Annotated in this window: 28 protein-coding genes; 12 read left to right on the top strand and 16 right to left on the bottom strand. The window is 70.7% G+C overall.

The features are described from left to right. Positions 1 to 340 (bottom strand): 1-deoxy-D-xylulose-5-phosphate synthase N-terminal domain-containing protein (locus tag MKK69_RS20565; protein WP_279598529.1); only part of this gene is annotated, 340 nt, incomplete at its 3' end. 200 nt (positions 341 to 540) lie between these two features. Here MKK69_RS20565 and MKK69_RS20560 point away from each other — a divergent pair. From MKK69_RS20560 to ettA, 4 genes are all read left to right on the top strand, one after another. After that, the gene (locus MKK69_RS20560) at positions 541 to 795 is read left to right on the top strand and encodes a hypothetical protein (protein ID WP_243970942.1); all 255 of its coding nucleotides are present in this window, start codon (positions 541 to 543) and stop codon (positions 793 to 795) included. Then, the gene (locus MKK69_RS20555; protein ID WP_409564852.1) at positions 792 to 1,691 is read left to right on the top strand and encodes a DNA/RNA non-specific endonuclease; all 900 of its coding nucleotides are present in this window, start codon (positions 792 to 794) and stop codon (positions 1,689 to 1,691) included. Before MKK69_RS20560 ends, MKK69_RS20555 begins: the two co-directional genes overlap by 4 nt. A gap of 9 nt (positions 1,692 to 1,700) precedes the next feature. After that, positions 1,701 to 2,000 (top strand): hypothetical protein, encoded by a 300-nt coding sequence (locus tag MKK69_RS20550; protein ID WP_243970941.1) that lies wholly within the window; start codon positions 1,701 to 1,703, stop codon positions 1,998 to 2,000. Between the two features lie 170 nt (positions 2,001 to 2,170). After that, positions 2,171 to 3,823, top strand: coding sequence for an energy-dependent translational throttle protein EttA (ettA, locus tag MKK69_RS20545; RefSeq protein WP_243970940.1), 1,653 nt, complete (start codon positions 2,171 to 2,173; stop codon positions 3,821 to 3,823). Between the two features lie 140 nt (positions 3,824 to 3,963). On the opposite strand, the gene MKK69_RS20540 is transcribed toward ettA, so the two are convergent. Next, positions 3,964 to 4,911, bottom strand: coding sequence for an NAD-dependent epimerase/dehydratase family protein (locus tag MKK69_RS20540; protein WP_243970939.1), 948 nt, complete (start codon positions 4,909 to 4,911; stop codon positions 3,964 to 3,966). A 259-nt stretch (positions 4,912 to 5,170) separates the two neighbouring features. On the opposite strand from MKK69_RS20540, the gene MKK69_RS20535 reads away from it, so the two are divergent. Continuing rightward, the gene (locus MKK69_RS20535) at positions 5,171 to 6,355 is read left to right on the top strand and encodes an OpgC family protein (RefSeq protein ID WP_243970937.1); all 1,185 of its coding nucleotides are present in this window, start codon (positions 5,171 to 5,173) and stop codon (positions 6,353 to 6,355) included. Between the two features lie 28 nt (positions 6,356 to 6,383). After that, positions 6,384 to 6,557, top strand: a complete 174-nt coding sequence (locus MKK69_RS20530; protein ID WP_243970936.1) for a DUF2256 domain-containing protein — start codon at positions 6,384 to 6,386, stop codon at positions 6,555 to 6,557. A gap of 4 nt (positions 6,558 to 6,561) precedes the next feature. Here the strand turns inward: MKK69_RS20530 and MKK69_RS20525 are convergent, their stop codons facing one another. Genes MKK69_RS20525 through MKK69_RS20510 form a run of 4 tightly spaced genes read right to left on the bottom strand, consistent with a single transcriptional unit; the run spans position 6,562 to position 9,218 of the window. Further along, a complete protein-coding gene (locus tag MKK69_RS20525; RefSeq protein WP_243970935.1) occupies positions 6,562 to 7,161 on the bottom strand; it encodes an NTP transferase domain-containing protein in 600 nt (199 codons plus the stop codon). Continuing rightward, positions 7,154 to 8,197, bottom strand: a complete 1,044-nt coding sequence (locus MKK69_RS20520) for a molybdopterin-binding protein (RefSeq protein WP_243970915.1) — start codon at positions 8,195 to 8,197, stop codon at positions 7,154 to 7,156. The genes MKK69_RS20525 and MKK69_RS20520 overlap by 8 nt, the downstream gene beginning before the upstream one ends. Beyond that, a complete protein-coding gene (locus MKK69_RS20515; protein ID WP_243970914.1) occupies positions 8,194 to 8,895 on the bottom strand; it encodes an XdhC family protein in 702 nt (233 codons plus the stop codon). The genes MKK69_RS20520 and MKK69_RS20515 overlap by 4 nt, the downstream gene beginning before the upstream one ends. Continuing rightward, the gene (locus MKK69_RS20510) at positions 8,895 to 9,218 is read right to left on the bottom strand and encodes an XdhC family protein (protein ID WP_243970912.1); all 324 of its coding nucleotides are present in this window, start codon (positions 9,216 to 9,218) and stop codon (positions 8,895 to 8,897) included. The genes MKK69_RS20515 and MKK69_RS20510 overlap by 1 nt, the downstream gene beginning before the upstream one ends. A 229-nt stretch (positions 9,219 to 9,447) precedes the next feature. Between MKK69_RS20510 and MKK69_RS20505 the strand changes: the two genes are divergently transcribed. Beyond that, entirely contained in the window at positions 9,448 to 10,842 is a 1,395-nt protein-coding gene (locus MKK69_RS20505) for an ATP-binding protein (protein WP_243970910.1), read from the top strand. Positions 10,843 to 10,848: 6 nt separating this feature from the next. Here the strand turns inward: MKK69_RS20505 and MKK69_RS20500 are convergent, their stop codons facing one another. Further along, positions 10,849 to 11,154, bottom strand: a complete 306-nt coding sequence (locus tag MKK69_RS20500; RefSeq protein ID WP_243970908.1) for a hypothetical protein — start codon at positions 11,152 to 11,154, stop codon at positions 10,849 to 10,851. A 174-nt stretch (positions 11,155 to 11,328) separates the two neighbouring features. Between MKK69_RS20500 and MKK69_RS20495 the strand changes: the two genes are divergently transcribed. Next, positions 11,329 to 11,520 carry a hypothetical protein gene (locus MKK69_RS20495; protein ID WP_243970906.1) on the top strand — a complete coding sequence of 64 codons (192 nt, stop codon included), beginning with the start codon at positions 11,329 to 11,331 and terminating at the stop codon, positions 11,518 to 11,520. 23 nt (positions 11,521 to 11,543) lie between these two features. Continuing rightward, complete coding sequence (locus tag MKK69_RS20490; protein WP_243970904.1) at positions 11,544 to 12,725, top strand: pyridoxal phosphate-dependent aminotransferase; 1,182 nt, start codon at positions 11,544 to 11,546, stop codon at positions 12,723 to 12,725. A gap of 75 nt (positions 12,726 to 12,800) precedes the next feature. Here MKK69_RS20490 and MKK69_RS20485 read toward each other — a convergent pair whose 3' ends face one another. From MKK69_RS20485 to MKK69_RS20475, 3 genes are all read right to left on the bottom strand, one after another. Next, complete coding sequence (locus tag MKK69_RS20485; protein ID WP_243970902.1) at positions 12,801 to 13,748, bottom strand: esterase; 948 nt, start codon at positions 13,746 to 13,748, stop codon at positions 12,801 to 12,803. Between the two features lie 334 nt (positions 13,749 to 14,082). After that, entirely contained in the window at positions 14,083 to 14,598 is a 516-nt protein-coding gene (locus tag MKK69_RS20480) for a DUF533 domain-containing protein (protein ID WP_243970900.1), read from the bottom strand. Positions 14,599 to 14,666: 68 nt separating this feature from the next. Next, positions 14,667 to 15,002 (bottom strand): hypothetical protein, encoded by a 336-nt coding sequence (locus tag MKK69_RS20475; protein ID WP_243970898.1) that lies wholly within the window; start codon positions 15,000 to 15,002, stop codon positions 14,667 to 14,669. 237 nt (positions 15,003 to 15,239) lie between these two features. Here MKK69_RS20475 and MKK69_RS20470 point away from each other — a divergent pair, with 237 nt between their 5' ends. After that, on the top strand, positions 15,240 to 16,124 hold the full coding sequence (locus MKK69_RS20470) for a transglutaminase-like domain-containing protein (RefSeq protein ID WP_243970896.1): 885 nt from the start codon (positions 15,240 to 15,242) through the stop codon (positions 16,122 to 16,124). A 60-nt stretch (positions 16,125 to 16,184) separates the two neighbouring features. Here MKK69_RS20470 and MKK69_RS20465 read toward each other — a convergent pair whose 3' ends face one another. After that, positions 16,185 to 17,213, bottom strand: a complete 1,029-nt coding sequence (locus tag MKK69_RS20465) for an alpha/beta hydrolase (protein WP_243970894.1) — start codon at positions 17,211 to 17,213, stop codon at positions 16,185 to 16,187. 170 nt (positions 17,214 to 17,383) lie between these two features. On the opposite strand from MKK69_RS20465, the gene meaB reads away from it, so the two are divergent. Both meaB and MKK69_RS20455 read left to right on the top strand, forming a co-directional pair. Continuing rightward, positions 17,384 to 18,370: a methylmalonyl Co-A mutase-associated GTPase MeaB gene (gene meaB / locus MKK69_RS20460; protein WP_243970892.1), complete on the top strand. Its 987-nt coding sequence runs from the start codon at positions 17,384 to 17,386 to the stop codon at positions 18,368 to 18,370. 238 nt (positions 18,371 to 18,608) lie between these two features. Further along, positions 18,609 to 18,986, top strand: coding sequence for a CsbD family protein (locus MKK69_RS20455; protein WP_243970890.1), 378 nt, complete (start codon positions 18,609 to 18,611; stop codon positions 18,984 to 18,986). A 46-nt stretch (positions 18,987 to 19,032) separates the two neighbouring features. On the opposite strand, the gene MKK69_RS20450 is transcribed toward MKK69_RS20455, so the two are convergent. The 5 genes from MKK69_RS20450 to MKK69_RS20430 all read right to left on the bottom strand — a co-directional run bounded on the left by MKK69_RS20450 (position 19,033) and on the right by MKK69_RS20430 (position 24,114). After that, positions 19,033 to 19,818, bottom strand: coding sequence for a 3-hydroxybutyrate dehydrogenase (locus tag MKK69_RS20450; protein ID WP_243970888.1), 786 nt, complete (start codon positions 19,816 to 19,818; stop codon positions 19,033 to 19,035). 31 nt (positions 19,819 to 19,849) lie between these two features. Next, on the bottom strand, positions 19,850 to 20,593 hold the full coding sequence (locus tag MKK69_RS20445) for an acetoacetate decarboxylase (protein ID WP_243970886.1): 744 nt from the start codon (positions 20,591 to 20,593) through the stop codon (positions 19,850 to 19,852). 64 nt (positions 20,594 to 20,657) lie between these two features. Beyond that, complete coding sequence (locus MKK69_RS20440) at positions 20,658 to 21,788, bottom strand: patatin-like phospholipase family protein (protein ID WP_243970885.1); 1,131 nt, start codon at positions 21,786 to 21,788, stop codon at positions 20,658 to 20,660. A gap of 161 nt (positions 21,789 to 21,949) precedes the next feature. Next, entirely contained in the window at positions 21,950 to 23,422 is a 1,473-nt protein-coding gene (locus MKK69_RS20435) for a sensor histidine kinase (protein ID WP_243970883.1), read from the bottom strand. Further along, positions 23,419 to 24,114 (bottom strand): response regulator transcription factor, encoded by a 696-nt coding sequence (locus MKK69_RS20430; protein ID WP_243970881.1) that lies wholly within the window; start codon positions 24,112 to 24,114, stop codon positions 23,419 to 23,421. Before MKK69_RS20430 ends, MKK69_RS20435 begins: the two co-directional genes overlap by 4 nt. Positions 24,115 to 24,753 lie beyond the last annotated feature (639 nt).

Here is a 24,753-nt window from a genome sequence, read left to right as displayed (position 1 = left end):
GCGGTTTGGTGAAGCCCGCCAGGCCGACGCCCGCGCGAAGCGACCGGATGCGGTCGCGGCGCTCGGTGAGGATCGTGTGCGGGTAGCACAGATGGCCGACATCCCAGACGATCCGGTCGTCGGGAGTGTCGAACACGTGGTGCAGCGCGACCGTGAGTTCGACCACGCCCAGCCCCGCGACGAGGTGTCCGCCGGTGACCGAGACCGCGTCGATCAGCTCGGCGCGCACCGCCTCCGCCACCGCCGCAAGCTCCGATTCCGGAAGACGGCGCAACGCCGCCGGATTCGGGACACGATCCAGCAACGCCGATTGCTCAGGTGATAGTGCCAATGGTCGCATCCGCTCGTTCGAGTATGGCGACGGCCGCTGCGCGTGCCCTCGGCCCCGCGACGCTCGCACCCGGGGTTACGCGTTCATGCTAGAACCCGTCCGTCCGTCGCTGTCATGATAGTGCGAGGTACGGATGATCGGCGGCCCGATCAATGTCGCGCCGACGTTTTTTTCAGTCACGTGCCCTCATTGCCACAAGAGGTCCGCCTTTGAGCCCGGCTCGTCTGTGCACAATCCTGCTCACGCTCGCGATTACGGGACCTGGCCAAGCTTACGCCGAGCCGCGACCGCCGGACGGCAATCTCGACTTCCTCTGCAACTTCCTCGGCGATTGCCCGCCGCGTCTCGCCCCGGGCGGCCCAGACCGCGACGCGCGGCCCTTCACCGGCAGCCTGGGCCGCCCCTGTGCGTGGCGGGACCGTCCGACGCCGGAGGGGGTGCGGCGGGTGCGCGTGTGCTGGTGAGCCTGCGTGCGGGGCTCTTTGCCGCGGCCTTCGGAGCGGCCTTGGCCGCGGCGGCGTCCGACGCGGCCCCCGCCGGCGCCGGCGAGACCTGCCCTGCCCTGTTCGCCGATGGCCGGGCGCCGGTCCTCACCAACCTGAAGCTCGCGGCGCGGACGGTCCCGCTGTGCTTCGAGGCCTTCACCGTGCTGCATTCCGGAGTGACGCGCACGCCGCTCTATTCGGCCGAGCATCTCACCCGGGCGAGCGTCGCCGAGGCCCGCACGGTGGCCCGGGACGATGCCTTCCACGAGGAAGCCCGGCTGCCCGCCGACGACCGCGCCGCCCTGGAGGATTACGTCCGCAGCGGCTTCGACCGGGGCCACCTGTCGCCCGCGGGCGACATGCCGACGCTGAGCGCCCAGGCCGAATCCTTCAGCCTGGCCAACATCGTGCCGCAGAACCGGGTCCTGAACCGCGGCCTCTGGGCGGATATCGAGGAGAGCACGCGGCGTCTGGCTAGCCGGCGCGGCGCGCTCTTCGTGGTGACCGGGGTGATCTTCTCCGGGGACGCGGTGCAGCAGATCAAGGGCGGCGTGCTCGTGCCGACGCAGCTGTTCAAGGCGCTCTACGACCCCGCGAGCGGCGAGGCCGGCGCCTATCTCGCCCGCAACGACGAGTCCCGGGACTGGCAGGCGGTCTCCATCGACGCGCTCGGCCGCCAGGCCGGGATCGACGTCTTCCCCGGGCTGCCGGCCGGCGCCCGGACGACCGCGATGAGTCTGCCAGATCCCCATGCCTCCGCCCGCGCGGACGAGCGCCGACCCCGCAACGAGCAGACGTGGCAGGATTGGCTCCGGCGCGAGGGCCTGCGCGCCCTACGCCGATTCATCCGCGACCTGCTCCGCACGGTCTTCTGAGGGGGATCCATGCCCGAGAACAAGCACCGCACCCGGACCGCCTCGGAGACGGCCGACGCCTTCGCGCCCTTTGCCGACGCGGCCGGGGTCCGCACCATCGGCGCCCTCTCCTTCGAGAACGGCACCGACCGGATCGCCCTGCACGGCTCCCTCGACCTGACCCGGGACCGGGCCGGCCTCGCGCAGGCCCGGCTGCTCCGGGAGACGCTCGACGCCATCGTGAAGGCCCTGGAGGCCGACGATCTCCCCGAGACGGTGGCCGAGGCCCCCGAGGCGGCCCCGACGTCGGTCCCGAACCCGTTCGCCTGAGCGCCCCGGCGCGGCGGCATCCTTGCCGCTGCCCGGCGGGCCTGATACTCGAACGGGGTCATTCCTAGATCGTGGGGACGTGCGGACAGGACGGGGATGAGACCCCGCGCCTGCCCCGTGCCGCTGGCACGCACCGCGCATTCCCGCACAGCACGCCGAGGATTTCCGCGATGGCTCGCGAATTCATCTACCACATGCGCGGCCTGACCAAGGCCTATACCGGCGGCAAGAAGGTCCTGGATAGCGTCAACCTGTCCTTCTACCCCGACGCCAAGATCGGCGTCCTGGGCATCAACGGCTCCGGCAAGTCGACGCTGCTCAAGATCATGGCCGGCATCGACAAGGAATTCACCGGCGACGGCTGGGTGGCCCAGGGCGCGCGTGTCGGCTACCTGCCGCAGGAACCCCAGCTCGATCCGACCAAGTCGGTCCGCGAGAACGTGATGGAGGGGGTGGCCGAGAAGCAGGCCATGCTCGACCGCTACAACGAACTCGCCATGAACTACTCGGAGGAGACGGCCGACGAGATGACCGAGCTCCAGGACCGGATCGAATCGCTCGGTCTGTGGGAGCTCGATTCGAAGATCGATCAGGCCATGGAGGCCCTGGGCTGCCCGAGCGACGAGCAGCCCGTCGCCACCCTGTCGGGCGGCGAGCGCCGCCGCATCGCCCTGTGCCGGCTGCTCCTGTGGGAGCCGGAACTGCTGCTCCTCGACGAGCCGACCAACCACCTCGACGCCGAGACGGTGAACTGGCTGGAGGGTCACCTGCGCCAATATCCGGGCGCGATCCTGATCGTGACCCACGACCGCTACTTCCTCGACAACGTCACCAGCTGGATCCTGGAACTCGACCGCGGCAAGGGCATCCCCTACGAGGGCAACTACTCCGCCTGGCTGGTGCAGAAGCAGAAGCGCCTGGAGCAGGAGGGCCGCGAGGACATGGCCCGGCAGCGCTCCATCTCCCGGGAGCAGGAGTGGATCGCCGCCTCCCCGAAGGCCCGCCAGTCGAAGTCCAAGGCCCGCATCACCCGCTACGAGGAGCTGGTCGCCAAGCAGAACAACAAGATCGATGCCTCCGCGCAGATCGTCATCCCGATCGACGAGCGGCTGGGCAACAACGTCATCGAATTCGAGCACCTCAACAAGGCGTTCGGCGACCGTCTTCTGATCGAGGATCTCTCGTTCAAGCTGCCGCCGGGCGGCATCGTCGGGGTGATCGGCCCGAATGGGGCCGGCAAGACCACCCTGTTCAAGATGATCACCGGGCAGGAGAAGCCCGATGCCGGCAAGATCGATGTCGGCGAGACGGTCAAGCTCGGCTATGTCGACCAGTCCCGCGACGCCCTCGATCCGAACGCCACGGTCTGGCAGGAGGTCTCGGGCGGCAACGACATCATCTATTTCAACAAGCGCGAGATCAATTCGCGGGCCTATTGCGCGGCCTTCGCGTTCAAGGGCCCCGACCAGCAGAAGAAGGTCGGCACCCTCTCGGGCGGCGAGCGCAACCGGGTGCACCTCGCCCGGACGCTGAAGGGCGGCGCCAACGTCCTGCTCCTCGACGAGCCGACCAACGACCTCGACATGGAGACGCTGCGCGCCCTCGAGGACGCGCTGGAGGATTACGCGGGCTGCGCGGTGATCATCAGCCACGATCGCTGGTTCCTGAACCGGATCGCGACCCACATCCTGGCCTTCGAGGGCGACAGCCACGTGGAGTGGTTCGAGGGGAACTTCTCCGACTACGAAGCCGACAAGGTCCGGCGGCTCGGGGCCGATTCGATCATGCCGAAGAAGATCAAGTACAAGCGGTTCTCGCGCTGAGCGGGCCCTCCGCCGCCCCTCTGCGGGCTGCGATGTTCACCCATCGCTTCCGAGCTTGAGCGATGGCCGGCCCCACGCCCGTCTCCCTCCCCCTCTGCGGGGGAGGAAGGGTGCGTGGCGGCGTTGGACTGCCAGACCCATCACCCCAAGCGCGACCGGGCATCGGCCAGGATCGCCGACAGGCTCTGCGCCAGGGGAATGACCGGACTCCAGCCCGTCGCCGCCGTGAAGGCCGCCGGGTCGCAGCCCTCGGCGCGGATGCCCGCCTCCCGGACCCGGTCGGGCACCACCTCGACCGTGAACGCCGCATCCGTCAGGCCGCGAAGCGCGTCGAGGATCCCGGAGACCGACGTCACGGTGCCCGACCCGACATTGAAGATCGCGCCGTCGGGCAGATCGTCGATGCGCTCCGCCACGCGCAGGCAGGCGGCGGTAAAATCGGCCACGTCGAAGAAGTCGCGCCCGGCCGAGAGGTCGCCGACCGCGAGGCTCGGCGGCGCGAGGCCGCGCTCGATGCGGGCGATCTGCCCGGCGAAGGAGGCGACCACGAAGGTCTCGGCCTGCCCGGGCCCGATGTAGTTCGACGGGCGGAGCACGAGGTGCTTGACGCCGGCATTGGCCAGCACGTCGCGCAGGATGTACTCGCAGGCGGTCTTGGTCCGCCCCGAGATGGTATCGGGCCGCGGCGTGACGCTCTCGTCCGGACGCGTCCGATCCTCGAACGCCTCCCCGTAGACCACGGTGGCACTCAGGAACACGAGCGTCGCGCGGGTTGTCGCCAGAGCCTCTGCGAGATTCAGGGTGCCGAGCAGGTCCGCCCGCCAGGCGTAGGATGGCGTCTCGCTCGACTGCGCCACCGAGGCCAGGGCGGCGAGGTGGAACACGAGGGTCGGGTCGAAGGCCGCGACCGCCTCGGCGAGGCTGTCGGCATCGAACGGGTCGACGACGAGGAAGGGGACGCCGTCCAGGGACGGTTGCGGCGTCCGGTCGATGCCGAGGATGCGGCTGCCGGCCGGCAGGTCCCGGCGCAGCGCCTCGAGCAGGCGGCGACCGAGATAGTCTCCGGCTCCGGTGACGAGGACGCGCATGAACCCTGCCCCTGCCCGGCGCCGTCGCTGGCGGCCGGGATCGATCCGCCGCGTCTATACCGGCTCGGCGCGGGAGGCGAGCGGCGTTCGCCGGTCCGCGGCCGCCGATCCGCGCTCATGCGGCCTCTCCAGGCTTCGGCGACGCGGAACGGCAGATCGGTGCCCGGCGCCGAACACAGACGCGTGATCGATGCAGTCTCCACGGGCGGCCGCGCTGCGCTGCGGTATCATCGGGCGCCGATATCGGGGCGAAGACCGAGTGAACAGCATCGACGATCTCGAACGTCCCGCGGCCGGCGACGCCCCGCCCCCCGCCGGCCACCCCGTCGCGGTGCGACCAGCGAAGCCGCTCCGGGATGCGCGGGTCGACGTTCTGCGCGGGCTCGCGCTGCTGACGATCTTCGTCGATCATATCCCGCAGAACGCCCCGGCCCTCCTGACCGTACACAATTTCGGCTTCTCGGACGCCGCCGAACTCTTCGTGCTGCTGGCCGGCTATTCCTCGATGATGGCCTATGGCGGCCTGTTCCGGCGAGCCGGGGCCCGGACGGCGCTGGCGCGCATCGCCCGGCGCTGCCTGCGCATCTACCTGTTCCAGGCCGGTCTGCTGCTCGCCACCCTGATCATCGTCCGGATCTGGATGGACCTCACCGGGCTGACGCCGCGCTTCGGGGTCGCGCCGCTGCTGCAGATGGGCCTGCTGCCGGGGCTCCTGCGCGGACTCGCGCTCAATGCGCTGCCCAACTACCTAGACATCCTGCCGCTCTACATCCTGCTGCTCGCCCTGTTCCCCCTCGTCTACGTCGGGATGCGGCGCGGGGTCTGGGGGGTGCTGGCGCTCTCGGCCACCCTGTGGCTCGCCGCCAACCTCGACCCCCAGCTCAACCTGCCGAACGCCGCCGCGGTGGATGACGGCTGGTACTTCAACCCGTTCGCGTGGCAGTTCCTGTTCGTGATCGGGGCGGCCCTGGCGCTCGCGGTCCGGGCCGGGGGCGGGCTGCTGCCCTGGCGCAACTGGGCTGCGGCGGCCTGCACGGCCTATCTCGGCTTCGCGCTGGTCCAGGGCGGATCCTGGACCGCGTGGGGCCTACCGGATCTCAGGCCGCTGGCGATCGCCGCGCCGGACAAGAGCCATGTCGGCCCCCTGCGGCTGCTCGACATCCTGGCGCTGATCTACCTGCTGTTCAGCGCCCCGGCGGTGACGCGCCTCAGCCGCTGGCGGCCGCTCCGGCTGATCGACGCCTGCGGCCGCCACTCGCTGGAGATCTTCGCGGCCGGCTGCCTGGCGGCGCTGATCGGCCGCATCCTCTACCGGACCTTCGACGCCACATGGCCGCTCCAGGTCGCCGTCAATGTCGGCGGCCTCGCCGCGATGCTGGGTCTCGCCCACTTCCTGGATGCCGGAGCCCGGCGGACGGAGGTTCGGAACCCGCCCGGCCGCTGAATCGGATACGGGAACGGACGAGGAAACGATGCCGCCGATGCGCCGCAAGGGCGACCTTCCGGAGAAGGTCTGCGCACAGTGCGGACGGCCCTTCGCGTGGCGGAAGAAGTGGGCGCGTGTCTGGGACGAGGTGCGCTACTGCTCCGACCGGTGCCGGGCCGAGGCCCACACGGCTCGCAAGCGCGCCGAGGCGGGACCCTGACCGCTCAGGCCGGGCCGCCGCGCAGGGCGGCGAGCGCGGCCGGCGTGTCGATGTCGAGACCGGTGGCCGCGTCGCCCGAGATCTCCAGCACGTCCACCCGATCCCGGAGGAGCGGGCCGGCGCCGTGATCGCCGGACAGCCCGGCGATATCCGCGCCGAGGCGGTGGAGGTTGAGCAGCACCGGGTTCCCACGCCGCCGATCCCGCACCGGGATCACGGCGGCCGGCTCCCGCCCGGCCGCCGCGAAGGCCTCCGCGAGGCGGTCGATATGGGCGGCTTCAACCTGCGGCATGTCCCCGAGAACCACGACGGCGGCGTCGCAGGACCGGGGCAGCGCGGCGAGGCCGGCGCGCAGGGAGGTGGCGAGACCCGCGCGAAAATCCGGATTGACGGTGAGAGTTAGGTCTAGCCCCGCCAGCGCGGCCCGCACCCGGTCCGCATGCGCCCCCAGCACGGCGATCACCGGACGCGGCCGGGCGCCCAGGGCGGCTTCGGCGGCGTGGCGCACCAGCGGCCGGCCGTCGAGGCGCGCGAGCAGCTTCGGTTCCGGCCCGAAACGGCTGCCGAGACCGGCGGCGAGCAGGACCGTCCCGATCTCAGGCATCCGCCACGGTCTCCGCCTCGTCCCCGGCGCTCCGGCCGCCGGCCCGGGGCTGCGGCCGGGAAACGATCTCCATGAGCAGGCCGCCCACCCCCAGCGCGACGATGTCGGCCCGGGTCACCGACAGGTCCGCCAGCAGCCGGTGCAGGATCCAGTCGAAGCCGTTCTCACGGGGGGAGCGTGCGCAACCGGGCGCGCCGATCACCGGCACGGCGCCCCGGGCGCCGACAAGCAGGAGATTGCCCGGATCGACCGGCATCCCGAGATGCGCGACCGCGCCGCCGGCCGCCGCGATCCCGGCCGGGATGACGTCGCGCCGGTCGGCGATGGCCGAGGCGCCGAACACCACCACGAGATCCGCCCCGGCTTCATCGATCGCCGCCGCGAGGGCGGAGGCGACGGCCCCGGCCGCGTGCGGCACCCGGATCTCCGCGACGATCGCGGCCCCCGTCGGCGCGAGGCGTTCGGCCAGCACCCGCAGGGTCCGGTCGATGGTCGTCTCCTTGAGGCTCGGCAGGCGGGTCGAGACCACGCCCACGCGCCGGCGGCGATAGGGCGCGACCGCGAGCGTCCCGCCCGCGGCCGCCGCGCAGGCGCGGTCGAGCACCGCCCCCGGCACCGCGTAGGGTATGATCTTGACGGTAGCGACCATCTCGCCCTCCACCACCGGCTTGAACCGCGGCAGCGTCGCCACGGTCACGGCCTCATCGACGGCGTTGACCGCATGGATCCGCGCCGGCTCCAGGGTGAGCACACCCGCCGCGGCGGCGAAGAGGTTGCAGCGGCCGGTGAAGGGGGCGTCCACCCGCAGGTTCGAGCCCGCCAGATGGTCGGCGAGACGCGCGGCCGCAGCATCCTCGCCGACATCGCCCGGTTCGAGCGCCGCCGCCACGATTTCCGACACGCCCGCCTGGGCCAGGCCCGCGGCCGCCTCCGGGGCGATCACCGCGCCCTTGCGCAGGGTGATATCGGCGCGCCGGACGTTGTGGGCGCTGATCAGCCCGGCCGCCTCGGCGACCGGCACGGGTCCGAACCTCACGCGGCCTCCGGTCGGGGGGCGCGGCGCAGGGCGGTTACGATCTCGGCCAGCACGGCCAGCGCGATCTCGGCGGGGCTGACAGCCCCGATGGGGAGCCCGATCGGCGCGCGGATCCGACCGATCTGCGCCGGCCCGAACCCGGCCTCGGTGAGCCGCGCGACCCGGGCCGCATGGGTCTTCCGCGAGCCCAGCGCGCCGACGTAGAAGCACTCCGCCGCGAGCGCCGCCGCGAGGGCGGGATCGTCGATCTTGGGATCGTGGGTCAGGGCCGCGAGGGCGCAGTAGCGGTCCAGCGGCGGCACCCGGCCGCCGAGGGCTGCGTCCGGCCATTCGGCCACGAGGTCGACGTCCGGGAAGCGGTCGGGACTGGCAAAAGCGGTACGCGGATCGATCACCGTGAGCGCGAGGTCGAGCCCCGCGGCCATCGGGGCCATCGCCTGCGAGATATGGACGGCGCCGATCACCACGAGCCGCACCGGCGGCACCTGGACGGTGAGGAACAGGCTCCGTCCGTCCACCTCCACGAGGCCGCTCTTGCCGGACGCGAGGTGCCGGCCGAGCACCGCGCCGAGCGGATCGGCACCGATCTCCGCCTCGCGGACGAGGCGCTGGGCGCCGTCGGCGATGTCGGTGACCAGGATCGCGGCCCGGCGCGCCGCCCGCTCTCCGTTAAGCTGTGCCAGGAGGTCGGCGCGCATCAGTCGACCCGCTCAACGAAGACCCGGATCCGGCCGCCGCAGGACAATCCGGCCCGCCACGCGGTCTCGTCGGCGACGCCGAATTCAAGGATCCGCGGCGCACCCGCTGCGATCACCTCGATCGCCTCGGTGATCACCGCGCCCTCGACGCAGCCCCCCGAGACCGAACCGAGGAAGGTGCCGGCCTCGTCCACGACGAGGTGGCTGCCCACCGGCCGGGGGGCCGAGCCCCAGGTCTCGATCACGGTGGCCAGCGCCACGGCGCGGCCGTCACGCCGCCAGGATTCGGCGGCGGTGAGGATGTCTGTATCAGTGCTGAGCATGGCCTGGAGGACCTTCGGCCCGCGGGCGCCCCCCGCACCCCACAGGTATGGCCCGGGCGCCGCCCTGCAAGGCGCGGCGGCGCGTGCCTTGGCCGATCCCCGCGCGGATGCGATAACGCGTCAGTCCCCCGCACCCGTCAGCCCCCATGTCCGCTGCCGCCGACCGGACCGCACGCCAGCCGACCTGCCCGTGCCGCCGCGGGCCGCCGCGGCAGGGGCGTGCGAGCCCATGAACGCCCCCGATCCTGCCCTCGCGCGGGCGCTCCGGACGGATCCGCCGCGTTCCGGCCCGCACCGGCTGTGGAAGCGGATCAGCCGGGCGATCGGCGACGTCCTGCCCAAGGGGCTCTACGCCCGCTCGCTGATCATCATCATCGCGCCCGTGGTCCTGCTCCAGTCGGTGATCGCCTACACGTTCATGGAGCGGCACTGGCAGCTCGTGACCAAGCGCCTGTCGGCGGCGGTGACGGCCGACGTGGCCGCGCTGATCGACATCTACGAGAGCTACCCGCAGGACAAGGTCGCCGACACGCTCTCGCGCATCGCGGGCGAGCGGCTGAATCTGGACCTCGACATCCTGAAGGGCGCCAAGCTGCCGCCGCCGGGGCCGCGGCCGTTCTTCTCGATCCTGGACGAGGCCCTCTCGGACGAGATCAAGCGCCAGATCCGCCGGCCCTTCTGGATCGACACGGTCGGCCGCTCGAACCTGATCGAGATCCGGGTGGCGATCCCCGACGGGGTGATGCGCATCACCGCCCGGCGCAGCCAGGCCTACGCGTCGAACTCGCACATCTTCCTGGTCTGGATGATCGGCTCGTCGCTGGTGCTGCTCGGCGTCGCGATCCTGTTCCTGCGCAACCAGATCAAGCCGATCCTGCGGCTCGCCGCCGTGGCGGAGGGGTTCGGCAAGGGCCGGGAGATCGAGTTCCGGCCCCGCGGCGCCCGGGAAGTCCGCCAGGCCGGCCACGCCTTCATTGAGATGAAGCGGCGCATTGAGCGGGCGATGGAGCAGCGCACCGCGATGCTGAACGGCGTGAGCCACGACCTGCGCACGATCCTGACCCGGTTCCGCCTCTCGCTGGCGCTGGTCGAGCAGACCGACGAGATCGAGGATCTCACCCGCGACGTCGACGAGATGAGCCGGATGCTGGAGGGCTACCTCGCCTTCGCCCGGGGCGATTCGGCCGAGCCCGCCGCTCCCACCGACATGCGCGCCCTGCTGGAGGACCTGCGCACCGACGTGGAACGCCTCGGCGCCCATGTCTCGGAGGTGGATCTCGCGGGCGCGCCGGAGATCACCGTGCGCCCGGGCGCCTTCCGGCGCTGCCTGTTCAACCTCGCGGCCAACGCCGCCCGCCACGGCGAGACGGTGGCGATCTCCGGCCGCCTGGAGGCCCGGGCCTTCTTCGTGTCCATCGACGACGACGGGCCCGGCATCCCTGTGGAGAGCCGCGAGGCGGTGTTCAAGCCGTTCGTGCGGCTTGACGACGCCCGCCAGGACGCCGGGGGCTCCGGGCTGGGGCTGGCCATCGCCCGGGACATCGCCCGCGCCCATGGCGGCGACATCGCCTTGCACGACAGCCCGCTCGGCGGCTTGCGGGCGACCGTGCGGGTGCCGGCCTGAGCCGCTTCAGGTATCGGCGGGCCGGCGCAGGCGCAGGACCTCGGCCTGGACGTTGCGGATCAGGTGCTCGAGGCTCGCCGCGTCGAGGCCGGCGGCGGCGAGTTGCGTGCGCAGGCGCGCCTCGCCGTTCCAGGCATAGCCCGCGTCGAACGGCAGGTGGCGCCGCAGGAGCGGACTCACGACGGTCTCGCGCCGATAGGCCGGATGACGCAGGAGCTTGCCGATCTGGACGGCCAGCACTTCGACATTGGGCACTTCGGCACCGGACTTGCCCGCGCCTTGCCCGTTCCACGTAACCGACGCCCGCTTCATCGAGATCCGCCCTCCCGAATATCAGTATCGGGCAAAATGATTGCGCATCGGTGAGCGGCTGGACGGTTCGGCGAAAAACTGCCGGCGGCGGGGTCCCAACCGTCGCCGCAGGGTGATATGCAGGGTGCTTCCCACGAGCCGCGACCCACCGCGCGCCGGATCCGAGTGTCGACCATGAACCCGCTCGTCCCCCTCTTCATCCTGCTCTCGCTGCCGCTCGCGGCGATCGGCCTCGTGCTCTACACCGACACGGGCATCGAGCCGGCCCTGTTCTACGCCGCGGTAAAGACCTTCGTGATCCTGGGTCTGATCTCGGTGGCGATGTCGGTCGCCGCCATGAAGCTCGCCGACCGCGCCAAGCCCTGACGGCCTAGGCCCCGGAGGGCGCGATGCTGCACGTGGTCCCGGCCTTCTCGCGCATCGGCGAGGAGAATGCCTTCGCGGTTCTTGCCCGCGCCCAGGCCCTGGCGGCCCAGGGCCGCGACGTGATCAATCTCGGCATAGGCCAGCCGGACATGCCGACGCCGGCCCACGTGGTCGAGGCGGGCATCAAGGCCCTGCGGGACGGCCATCACGGCTATACGCCGGCGGTGGGCATCCCGCAGCTCCGCGAGGCGGTGGCCCGCGACATCCACCGGCGCCACGGCGTGGACGTCTCTCCGGATTCCGTGATGATCGTGCCCGGCGGCAAGGTCACCATGTTCATGGCGATCCTGATGTTCGGTGCGCCCGGGACGGAGATCCTGTACCCGGATCCCGGTTTCCCGATCTACCGCTCGATGATCGAGTTCACCGGCGCGACGCCGGTCCCGGTGCCGATCCGGGAGGAGAACGGCTTCGCCTTCTCGGCGGCCGAGACCCTGGCTCTGATCACCCCGAAGACCCGCCTGCTGATTGTCAATTCCCCCGCCAACCCCACCGGCGGCGTGACCCCGAAGGCCGAGATCGACGCCCTGGTGACGGGCTTGGCGGCGCATCCCGACGTGGCGGTGCTGTCGGACGAGATCTACGGGACGATGACCTATGACGGCGAGGCCCACCACTCGCTGCTGACCTACGCGGAGATCCGCGACAGGCTGATCTATCTCGACGGCGCGTCCAAGACCTACGCGATGACCGGCTGGCGGCTCGGCTGGTCGGTCTGGCCGAAACCGCTCTACGAGGCGGCGCGCAAGCTCGCGGTCAACGCCCATTCCTGCGTCAACGCCGCCACGCAATGGGCCGGCATCGCGGCGCTGGACGGCCCCCAGGATTGCGTAGCCGAGATGGTGGCGGAGTTCGACCGGCGTCGGTCGATCGTGGTCGACGGGCTGAACGCCCTGCCGAACGTGTCCTGCATCGCGCCGAAAGGGGCGTTCTACGCCTTCCCGAACGTCTCGAAAACGGGCTGGAAGGCGAAGGCCCTGGCCTCCACGCTCCTGGAGGAGGCGGGGGTGGCGGTGATCGGCGGCCCGGATTTCGGCGTCCATGGCGAGGGCTATATCCGCCTCTCCTACGCCAACTCGGCGGAGAACATCCGCCGGGCGCTGGAGCGGATGGGGACGTTCCTCGGCGAGCGTAAGCCGGGCTGAGGCGCCTGCGTCCGGCCACTTGCCCGCATCGGGAAGCAACGTGCGGACCTCATAATCCGACGGGGAACCCGCCGCTCACGACCGCCCCGGCACCCGCTTCTCGATCCAGCCGGCGAGCCAATCGGCGATGTCGAGGCTGTTCTTGTCCTGCATCAGCATGTGCGAATTGCCGTGGATGCCGATCTCCGGCAGCAGGATCAGCTCGGCGCGGCCGCCGACGGCATTCGCCGCCGCCACGAAGCCGCGGCACTGCTTGAGCCGCGGGGCCCAGCGGGGCGAGGCGTCGACGTAGTCGCCGAACAGGACCAGGATCGGCAGATCCTTGAAGGGGGCGAGGTCGTCCTTGGCGGGGTCCGGGCAGGCAGCGGGCTCGATGGCGACGACCGCCCGGATGCCGGCGCGATCGAGGGCGGCGGTCTGGAACGGGTAGATCCCCGACTGCGAGTGAGAGATCAGCACCGCGCCCTTGAGGCGTTTGGCAAGCTCCGACAGGGCCGGCACGGTCGGGTTCGGCACGGGCAGCGCCGCCGACCAGTCCGGGACCATCTGCTTCCAGAACTCGCCCTGGGCCTCCAGGGGGAACTGCATGCCCGGAAAGACCTTCGGGTATTCCGGGCCGAACCGGAAGATCGCCCAGGCCGGCTCGCGTCCGGCCGAGAAGACGGCGGGCAACGAGTTGGGATCGGCCCGGCCGATCTTGACCGCGTCGATCTGAGCCGGGCTCGCCGCCGAGCGGCCGCGCCAGGCCTGGTCGATCACGTAGGTCGGGAAGCCGCGGCGCACGAAGAACTCGTCCCAGCCCATACGGCCGTCCGGCGTCGTCTCCCAGGTCTTTCCGGTGAGGCAGCAGCCGTGGATCAGCACCAGGGGCGACCGCGTCGGCGCGACGGGGATCTGGTAACGGACATAGACCTGATCGACGTTGATCGTGCCCGAGGGCGCGTAGGCCGGCAGGGTCGACAGCGTGTCCGACTGGACGTCGCGGCCGCCGACGAAGAAGCTACCCTGTTCGGAAATCGTCATGGGTTCCGGTGATGGATCGGCCGCCCGGGCACCGCTAGGGATCGACGGCAGGAGCCACAGGGCCGCCGCCAAAGAGAGCGCCGAAAAGACGCGCGACGCAGCCGGCACCGACATCCCTGGCATCAACGGTCCCGGCTCCCTCGATCGGGCCGACCGGCCCCCCCTCACTGCTGCCGAGCCTAAGCGGACTTGCATCGGCTCGCCAACGCTTCGTCCGCTCAGGTCTTTCATCGAACGCCGGTTGTGTCGCAGGACCGGCGGCCCCTTTCGCGGAAGCTGGCTCGAACGGACCGCGCCGGCGGTGGGCCATCCCGAAGATGCGGGCGATGTCCGTTCAGGCGGCGATCTCGTGCTCGACCCGGTCCGCGACGTCGGCCGGCAGATCCAGGGCCTCGGCCAGCATCTTCAGGAACTGCCGCTCCTGGAGCGTGTCGGGATCGATGGCGAGACGGGCCGCCGCGTAGATCCGCGCCGCCGCGTCCGGCCCCGCGACCCGGTCGGCGATCTCGTCGATTTCCGCCGGGCTGGCGAGCTCACCCTCCAGCCAGGACCGCCCGTCGGGATCGAGCCCCGCCTCGGCGACGGCCGCGTCGAGGCGCCGACGTTCCGCGGCGTCGATCATCCCGTCGGCGGTGGTGGCCGCCACCATGGCCCGGAGCATCAGCCGGGCCTCGTCCTCATCGACGGCGGTGAAGTCCGGCCCCCCCGTCGCCGCAGGCGGCGGCGTGCCGCGCAGGGCGCGGAAGGCGAGGCCGCCGATCAGCGCCAGCCCGCCGAGTGCCGCCCCCGCGGCGAGGCCGCCGCGCCGTGAGCGCACCAGCGCGTCGACCATCCGCCTGCTATCGGCCATCCATTCCTCCTAGGTCGTTTCCGAATCGAATCGGAAACGACACGGGAGGCGATCGGGTTCAGCCGTATTCAGGCGTCGGCCTCGTCCTCGTCCTCGTCGATATCCACCAGGAAAACGATGTCGGCCTCGTCCTCGTCGTCCGAATCAGCGTCGGCATGATGCGGGTCCTCGGTGAACTCGCCCTCCCCATCATCCTCGGCCAGCGCGTCCTCGAAGATCTCGATCTCGTCCTCGGTGGCGGGTCGGACCGTGAGCGCCGAGGTGCCGTTCCAGAGCGGCTTGCCCTCGCTGGTCATGGTGCGGATGTCTTCCTTGAAGCCCGCACAGGTGAAGAGGTCCTTGGCGGACGCCTCGTCGCTGTTGATCACCGCCACGGCGGTGCCCTCGATCTCGAGCGTGAACATGGCCGGCATCCCTCTCGTAACCGCCCTCAAGCGCGCCCGGTCGACGGGATCGCGCGGGTGCGACGCCGGGCCCCGGGCGAAAAACTTCTGTGTTTCGCCGAGGGCCCGTGAGCGCCGCGCGGGGATGCTGTAGGGGTGAAGCGGCCGGGCGCCAACCCCGTCCTCGCCGGGTCGGGGTGATTTGGCGCCCCTCGGCACGGCGACCGCAAGCAGGACCGGACGGAAGGATCACCGCGCATGCGGATCAGGCTCGGCTGCGAGATGCGCTACGCCTTCCCCTATCCCGTGCCCATGGTGGTGATGCTCAACGTGCATCCCTCCCGGGCCGGTGCCCTGGAAGCCCCCGATTCCCTGCGCACCGAGCCGCCGGTTCCCGTGGAGATCTACCGCGACGGGTTCGGCAACCTGTGCGGCCGGCTGACGGCGCCGGCCGGCAGCTTCACCCTCGGGACCGACGCGGTGATCCGCGACGACGGCGCGCCCGATCCGGCCCATCCGGAGGCCGAACAGCACGCCGTCGAGGCGCTGCCGGCGGAGACGATCGTGTTCCTGCTGCCGAGCCGCTACTGCGAATCGGACCTGCTGGCCGACGAGGCGTGGCGGCTGTTCGGCGACGTCGCGCCGGGCTGGGCGCGGGTCCAGGCGGTCTGCGACTTCGTCCACGACCACATCGCGTTCGGCTACGAGTTCGCCCACCGGGACCGGACCGCCATGGACGCCTATGCGGGCGGGCGGGGCGTATGCCGCGACTTCACCCACCTCGCGGTGGCGTTCTGCCGCGCCCTCAACTTGCCGACCCGCTACTGCACCGGCTATATCAGCTTCATCGGCGAGCCGGAGCCGCACCCGGCCGGCGACTTCGCCGCCTGGATGGAAGTCTATCTGGGTGGGGCCTGGCACGTGTTCGACCCGCGCAACAACAGTCCGCGGATCGGCCGGGTGATGGTGGCCTACGGCCGCGACGCCGCGGACGTGCCGCTGACCCACACGTTCGGGCCCAATCCCCTGGTGGGCTTCCGGGTCTGGGCCGAGCACATCGACCACCGCGACAGCTCCGACGAGGCTGCCATCCCGCCCGAGGAGCCGCTGCCGCCGCAGAGCATGACGACCCGGATGGGGTGAGGCCCGCCCGGGCCTTCGTCCGGGAGGGTGGCGGCCGGCTTTCGCAACAAGGACGACGCGCTAGACGCCGGCGCCCCGGGCGATGGCGCGCTTGACCACGCCCTGTACCTCCGGGTTGGAGAGGAACAGGTCGTGGTTGATCAGGCCGCCGCCATAATCGGACGCGTCGGCGACGCGCACCCCCAGCGCTTCGAGCTTGCCGCGGTCGACCGCGCCGGCCCGGACGCCGCCGGCCAGCGCCGCGGAGAGTTCCAGCGCCCGGTCGTTGGTCGCCGAGATCACCGTGATCTTCGATACGTCGGGTCCGAGGCGTGCGACCCCGTTCGAGAACAGGTCGAAGTCGATATCGGGGGCGGCCAGCACCACCGCGCCGATCTTCGCCATCGCCGACTCGCCGGCCTCGGCCCGGAGCATGCGGATGGTCTCGAGGGTCAGCAGCGTGCCCATCGAGTGTGCGACGATGTTGATGCGGCCCCCGCTCGGCGAGGCGGCCAGCGCCTTGAGCAGGTCCTCGAAGGCGTCCCGGGACCACAGGGCACTCTCGCGGTCGTAATTGTAGTCGAAGGTCGCCGCCGCGGAGGGCCAGGTGAACAGGCCGGAGACGCCGCGGAACCGGATCCCGTCGGACAGCCGGGCGGCGCTGACGGCGGCCGATTCGAACGATTCGCGGTAGCCGTGCACGTAGACCAGCACGTCACGGCCCAGGGCTGCCTGCGCGAAGGCCTCGGCGGCGCCCGGCCCGGTCTCGGTCTTCGGCACCGCCCCGATCGTCCAGTCGCCGGTGATGACCGCCGAGACCTTGCCCAGCAGCGACCGGTCGGGGGGCGACAGGCGCACCTCCGCGAAGCTCAGGCCGCGCCCGCGCTCGGAACTGAAATACGGCGGGCGGGGCGGAGTCCCCACGGGCTTGCGGGTCGTGGCGACCAGCAGCACCGGCATGACGTCCAGGGCAGACTGCTTCTCCGGCAGCGCCTGCCCGGAGCCGAGATCGTCGGTGACGCAGGCGCCGAGCGACGGTACGAGGCCCGCCGCTCCCGCGAGGGCGCCGATCCGGAGGAGTGCGCGGCGTGAGACGGTCTGGCTCGACATGATCCGGGTGCGTTCGGGCGGGGCGCGCACCGTCGCGCAGGATCGTGACCATGGCGGGGCACGCCGCCCCTCGGTGCCTGTGGAGTGCGGGCACCGCCCGGTTTGTTGTGTGCGGGACACAGGCGCTCGTACCCCTCGACGGCGGCCTTCGCCGACGCCATGAAGGGCACATGACGCCGTCCATCGACATCGAGAGCCTGCGCGAGCGCCTGCTGCGCGGCGACCGCGCCGCCCTGGCCCGGGCCATCACGCTGGCCGAGTCGAAGCGGCCCGATCACCGGGCGCTCGCGGCTCAGCTGATCGATTCCGTGCTGCCGCACACCGGCACGGCGATCCGCGTGGGGATCACCGGCGTACCCGGCGTCGGCAAATCGACCACCATCGACGCCCTCGGCTCCAACCTGACGGCCTCCGGCCAGAAGGTGGCGGTGCTCGCGGTCGATCCGTCCTCCTCGCGCACCGGCGGCTCGATCCTCGGCGACAAGACCCGGATGGCCCGGCTCGCCCACGACCCGAACGCCTTCATCCGGCCCTCCCCGTCCTCGGGCACCCTCGGCGGCGTCGCCGCCAAGACCCGCGAGACCATGCTGCTCTGCGAGGCGGCGGGCTTCGACGTAATCCTGGTGGAGACCGTGGGCGTCGGCCAGTCCGAGACCGCGGTCGCCGACCTGACCGACTTCTTCCTCGTCCTGATGCTGCCCGGGGCCGGCGACGAGCTGCAGGGCATCAAGAAGGGCATCCTGGAACTCGCCGACATGATCGCGGTCAACAAGGCCGATGCCGGCGAGGCCGAGCAACGGGCCAACGCGGCGGCCTCCGAATACCGGGCGGCGCTGCACATCCTCACCCCGGCCTCCGCGACCTGGACGCCGCCGGTGGTGACGATCTCAGGCTTCCATAACCTGCGGCTGGACGCCCTGTGGGCGAAGATCGTCGATCACCGGGGCAAGCTCACCGCCACCGGCGAGATCCAGGCCAGGCGCCGGGCCCAGGACGTGAAGTGGATGTGGGCCCTGGTCGACGAGCTCCTGCACCAGCGTCTCGTCGGCTCGCCCGAGGTCCGGCACCGCACGGCCGAGGCCGAGGCGGCCGTGGCCCGGGGCGAAACCTCGCCGGCCGCCGGCGCGGCGTCCATCGCGGCATTGATCGGCCTCTGACGCGCCCTCCGCCAAGGCGAAAGGCGCTGCGGCGCATGGGCGTCTCGATACAGTCGGGTCGTCAGTATCGCGATCGTATCGTCATTCAGAGGCGCATCGGACAGGGCCCGTCCGATCCGCGACGGCGCGCACAAATTCCCGGCGGCGGGGGGCACAAACCCGATCTCGCGCGTTCGGTGGACGACGGCGTATCGAGTGGTGCCCCCGTTTCGGTGCCGCGCACGTCCAGGAGAGTGCCATGGTGGATACGGATCGGATCGTCGGCGGCGCCAAGGAAGCGGTCGGCAAGGTTCAGGGGGCGGCCGGCGATTTCGTGGGCTCGAACCGCGACTCGGTCGAGGGTCGTGTCCGCGACGCCCAGGGCCAGGCCCAGAACGCCTACGGACAGGTGAAGGACAAGGCCCGCGACATCGCCGACAATGCCGGTGATTACGCGAACGAGGCCTATGACCGCGCCGGCGACCTGGCGAACGACGCCTACGAGCGGGGCGGCTCCTATCTGCGGGACGGGCGCGCCGTCGTCGGCGCCCGGGTGGAGGAGAACCCCCTGGTGGCGCTGCTGATCGCGGGCGCGGTCGGCTACGGCATCGCCCTGCTGATCCACGGCCGCCGCTGAGCGGAGGCGCGGCCCCGCCCGATCCCGGGTGGGGCCGCGCCCGGCGCTACTGTGCCGTCCAGCCACCATCCATGGCGATGTTGGCGCCGGTGATCTGGCTCGCGGCGTCGGAGCACAGGAACACGGCCAGCGCGGCGACCTGATCGACCGTGACGAATTCCTTGGTCGGCTGCGCCTTCAGCAGCACGTCCTCAATCACCTGCTCCTTGGTCAGCCCGCGGGCCTTCATGGTGTCGGGGATCTGCGCCTCTACGAGGGGCGTCCAGACATAGCCCGGCGAGATGCAGTTCACGGTGACCTTGTGGGGGGCGAGTTCCAGCGCCGCCGCCTTGCTCAGGCCGGCGATGCCGTGCTTGGCGGCCACGTAGGCCGATTTGAACGGCGAGGCGACCAGTGAATGGGCGGAGGCGGTGTTGATGATCCGCCCCCAGCCCCGCGCCTTCATGCTGGGGATCGCCGCACGCATCGCGTGGAAGGCCGAGGACAGGTTGATAGCGATGATCTGCTCCCACTTCTCCGGCGGGAACTCCTCGATCGGTGAGACGAACTGGATGCCGGCATTGTTGACCAGCACGTCGATGGCGCCGAACTGCTCCTGCGCCTCCCGCACCATCGCGTCGATCTCGGCCGGCTTCGACATGTCCGCACCGGAATAATGGGCGCGCACGCCGAACTCCGTTTCGATGCCGGCGCGCTCCCGCTCGATCTCCTCCGGCTTGCCGAAACCGTTGATCACGATGTCGGCGCCCTCTGCGGCGAACGCGCGGGCGATGGCGAGCCCGATCCCGCTCGTGGAGCCGGTGACGAGGGCGGTCCTGGTCTTGAGGGTCATGGCAACCTCCGGTTCTGGCGCGGGCGTCCGGTCAGGCGAGATAATCGTGCAGCACTTGGCCGAAGGGGAGGGTGAAGTCCACGACCATGTGGCGCGCCCCGACGATCCGCCGGACCGGGAGATCGGCTACACGGCAATTCACGTGCGGGATCAGGTGGAGACGGCCCTCCCCGTTCCAGGCGCCGTGCACGGTGATATCCTCGAGCCGGTAGCCCACGAGCTGGGCGACCTTGGGCGTCCCGTCGACGTCGGGCAGGAGCTTCAGGTTGATGTTGAGCTTGCGCAGGCCCTCGCGGACCGAGCCCAGATCGTGCTCCAGGCTCTCGTGCTTGTAGGTCATGGTGCCCATCGCGACGCGCTGCTCGTCGTAGAAGAGCGAGCCGGTGAGGGTGTCCTTCTTGAGTTCGAGCCGCGGCTGGCCCCATTTCTTCGGAAAGCCCCAGATTTCGCGCCCTGCCGTGATCGGCGGCTCGTCGTCGAGATACATCTGGATCGAGAAGTTGCACGGCTCGCCGTTATAGGTGGCGAACGCGCCGCTGCCGCTCTCCTCGTAGTCGCCGAAGCCGGATGAATCGGGCATCTTCATCCACTCGTAGAAGACGAGATTGTCCGGATGCGGCTCCAGCGGCTCCGGCAGGGCCCGGCGCAGGGCGACCGGATCGGTCTCGTAGGTGATGATCAGGTATTCGCGGTGACAGAAGCGGTAGGGCCCGCGCGGATAGCTGGGGCTGAAGGCGGGCATCGAGGTCGTGGTCAGGATCTCGTCGCGGGTCATGGTCAGGTCTCCGCTGATTTGCGCAGGGGCGATCCGGCTCGAGCCGGCCTCGGTGGGGGCGGTCTCAATCGCGGGCGTGGCGGGTGAGATCGAAGACGGCGATGCCATCCTCGTTGTGCGCCCGCTCGCGCCACCGCCGATGACGCAGGGACCGAATCGCGTCGTCGAGACCGGCCTGCCAGTGCTCCACCATCGTGGTCCGGGAGAACTCGTAATCCTTCGAATTTCCCTCGTAGCTCTTCTGCCGGTAGATCAGCTGCATCAGTGTGATGAAGTTCTCCCGCGTGACCTGCCGGAGGAACGTCACGTCGTCGTCAGCCTGCATCTCGGGCGGCAGCCTCTCGATGATCCGGCGCATGGCACGTTTGGCCTTGCGGATCTCGATGTTCTTGTCGGTATTCAGCCGGGTGCGGCTGGAGTAGCGGATGTCCTTCTCGCGCTCAGCCGCCTCGACCAGCGTTCGGGGCATCGTCCCCTGGGCCGGGAACAGGTCGACCTGGAACACGACGAGGTCGCGCCGCCGCTCGGTGTCGAGGACGTAGTTGAGGGGCGTGTTCGAGACGAGACCGCCATCCCAATAGGCCTCGCCGTCGATCACGACCGGCGGGAAGCCGGGGGGCAGTGCCCCCGAGGCCATGATGTGCTCGGGGCCGATCCGGTCGTTCCGGTTGTCGAAATAGACGAAGTTGCCCGAGCGGACATTCACGGCCCCGACGCTGAGCCGGACATCGCCGCGGTTGATCCGGTCGAAATCGACGAACCGCTCCAGCGTGCCCCGGAGCGGGCTGGTATCGTAGAGGCTGAGCGCCTCCGGTGCGCCCGGCGGATAGAACGCGGCGGGCGGAATGCGCGGCGTGAAGAACCCGGGTACGCCGACGGCGGCGATCCAGGCCGCCGACATCTCGTTGAAGGCCGTGCGCGCCTGCTCGCCGGGAATCATTGGCTTCGCGGTCAGATCGGAGGAGACGCGCTCCCAGAACTCCCGCAGCCGGGCCACGCGCCGCTCCGGCGGGTTGCCGGCGATCAGGGCCGCGTTGATCGCGCCGATCGAGATGCCCGCGACCCAGTCCACCGCCACGTGCTGCTCGGCGAGCGCCTGATAGATGCCGGCCTGATAGGATCCGAGCGCTCCGCCCCCTTGCAGCACGAGAACCGACGCCTCGCCGGAGGGATAGAGGGTCTCGGGTGCGTTCATCGGCCTGCCACGCGTTGCGTTGTCCGCTCCTTTGACAGCCCGAGATCGTAGGAATGTGACACTCTGTCCCAGACACCCTGCGCCTGGGCCCGCGCGGATGCCGCGGCAGGGGCCGGCACTGCCGCATCGGGTGGATGTCGATCGAGACGGGCGCACCGTCCCTAACGGGACTCCGGCTGGACGAGCTCCACCGGACGCGTCGAATCGCCCTGTGCCAGCGGGAGGGACATTTCCACGCGCAGTCCCGGCCCGTTGTCATGCAGGTGCAGGCTGCCCCGGTGGAGCCGAACCACGGCATTAACGAGGCTCAGACCGACACCGAGTCCAGGCCGTGAGCGGGATTGCTCGAGGCGGACGAACCGCGCCAGCACGCGCTCGCGCTCACCTTCGGGAATACCGGGGCCGCCGTCGGAGACGGCAAGGTGCGCGCGGCCGCCCGCGCCCCACACGGTCACGGCGATCCGTCCCGGTCCGTCTCCGGAGGGCCGGCCGTATTTCAGGGCGTTGTCCACGAGATTCGCCAGGGCCTGGCCAATCAGCTCGCGGTTGGCCTCGACCACGACGCCGTCCTGCGCCGCCACGTCCAGGGTGAACCCCTGATCCTCCGCGAGCGCCTCGTAGAGATCGACGACGCCCCGGGCGGCGGCACCAAGATCGAGGGGTGCCATGATCTCGCCGGCGCTGCCGGCCTCGAGCCGGGCGATCATCAGGAGGGCGTTGAACACCCGGATCAACCCGTCGCCCTCCTCGATCACCGCCTCCAGGGCGCCCCGCAGCTCGTCGGAGGTTGAGGGCCGGCGCAGGGCCTCGTCGGCGCGGTTGCGCAGGCGCGTCAGGGGCGTCTTCAGGTCGTGGGCGATGTTGTCGGAGACCTCGCGCATCCCGCGCATCAGTTCGCCGATGCGTTCCAGCATCAAGTTGAGGCTCGAAGCGAGGCGGTCGAGTTCGTCGCCGTTCCCCGCGACGTGCAGCCGTCCGTCGAGGTCGCCCGCCATGATCGCCCGGGTGGTCTGGGTCATGGCGTCGACCCGGCGCAGGACCCGGCTCGCGGCGAGCCAGCCGCCGATGACGCCGAGCACCACCACCGCGGCGAGCGAGGTGCCGAACGCCCGGCCGATCACCGCGCGCAGGCGGTCGCGCTCCTCCGTGTCCCGGCCGACGAGCAGCCGGAACCCGCCCGGCAGGGTGAAGACCCGCACGATCGCCCGGTGGGCCTCGGCATCGGAATCGTTGCGGCCGTAGCGCGTCTCGCTCTGTCCGGGGGTCGCCAGGACCGCGGCCGGGACGTAGCCGACATTCCCGACGACGTGATCGCCGCCCGCGGTGGTGACGAGGTAGAGGGAGGCCCCGGGCTCACGCGAGCGCCGCTCGACCACGCTGATCAGCCGGCGCAGGCCACCGGCATTATACTGCTCGGACAGGCCGTTGATCTCGGCATCGATCGTGGAGACGATCTGGTCGTCCAGCACCGAGCGGGCGTTCCAGGCGACGTAGCCCAGCGCCAGGAAAGCGCAGATTGCGAAGATCGCGAGATAGGCGAGGGACAGCTTGAACGCGGTGGTGCGAAAGAGCTTCTGGAACCGCGCCGCGCCGGTCTCGCCGGGCGGCGACGCGTCGACCGAAACGCCACTCACCCGGCGGCGCCCTCCTCGACGCGTAGCACGTAGCCGGCGCCCCGGACCGTGTGGATGACCGGCGACGGGAAACCCTTGTCGAGCTTGCCGCGCAGGCGCGAGACATGGACGTCGATGACGTTGGTCTGCGGGTCGAAATGATAGTCCCAGACGTGCTCGAGCAGCATGGTCCGGGTCACCACCTGGCCGGCATGGCGCATGAGGTATTCCAGCAGGCGGAATTCGCGCGGCTGCAGCGGGATCTCGCGGCCGGCCCGGGTGACGCGGTGCGAGAGCCGATCGAGTTCGAGGTCGCCGACCCGGTAGCGGGTTTCCTCGGCGGCACCGGAGCCGATCTGCCGTCGGGCCAGGGCCTCTGTGCGGGCGAGCAATTCGGAGAAGGCGTAGGGCTTCGGCAGGTAATCGTCGCCGCCGGCGCGCAACCCCTTCACCCGGTCGTCGACTTGGCCCAGCGCCGACAGGATCAGGACCGGCGTCGCCACGGTCTGCTCGCGCAGGGAGCGGATCAACGACAGGCCGTCGAGCTTCGGCAACATCCGGTCGACGATCAGCACGTCGTAGCTGCCCTCGCGCGCCAGGGCGTAGCCGTCCAGGCCGTCATGCGCGCAGTCGGCGACATGCCCGGTCTCGCGGAACGCCTTGACCAGATAGGCCGCCGCTTCCCGATCGTCCTCGATGATGAGCAGTCGCATGGATCCGGTCCATAGCGTGCCGCGCGGATCGGGGGAACGTGCCTCGGTGAGCATGGTCGCGCCCTCCCCTCTCGACGAAGCCTCCGCGGGCACGGCCCCGACCGATCACCGTCTCCTGCGCTATCGGATCATGACAGGACCTCGATTACGGGACGCTCGCGGCAAGATGACGTCGCGGTAAGGCGCCGGACCGATCGAGGGCGGAACGCGAACAGGCCGCTCCCCGGAGGGAGCGGCCTGTTCGCGTTGTTCGGAGCGTGAGGAGGGTTTGTTGATCTTGCGATGGGCGGGTCTGGCGGCGACCGACTCTCCCGTGTCTTGAGACACAGTACCATGAGCGCTGGCGTGTTTAACGGCCGAGTTCGAGATGGGATCGGGTTCTGGGCGGCCTTCCGAAGGGCGGGCACTGATGAGCGTTGCCATGATGAGCGCAGGTCGGCGCGCCGCCTTCCCCCTCCCCCCTTTGCGGGGGAGGGTCCCCGGGGAAGCAGGGGGGGGGGGGGGAGCGACGGTGCAGGACCGGGCTTCGGCCTTCACGTTCGCTTTGGCTCCTTTGGAAGCCGGGCTCCCCTCTCCCGACCCTCGCTCACGCGAGGGCCACCCTCCCCCGCAGAGGGGGGAGGGAGGTGCGGCGTCGGC

The sequence above is a fragment of the Methylobacterium sp. J-026 genome (assembly GCF_022829585.1).
GTDB lineage: Bacteria > Pseudomonadota > Alphaproteobacteria > Rhizobiales > Beijerinckiaceae > Methylobacterium.
This window is presented reverse-complemented; position numbering and strand designations above follow the sequence as displayed.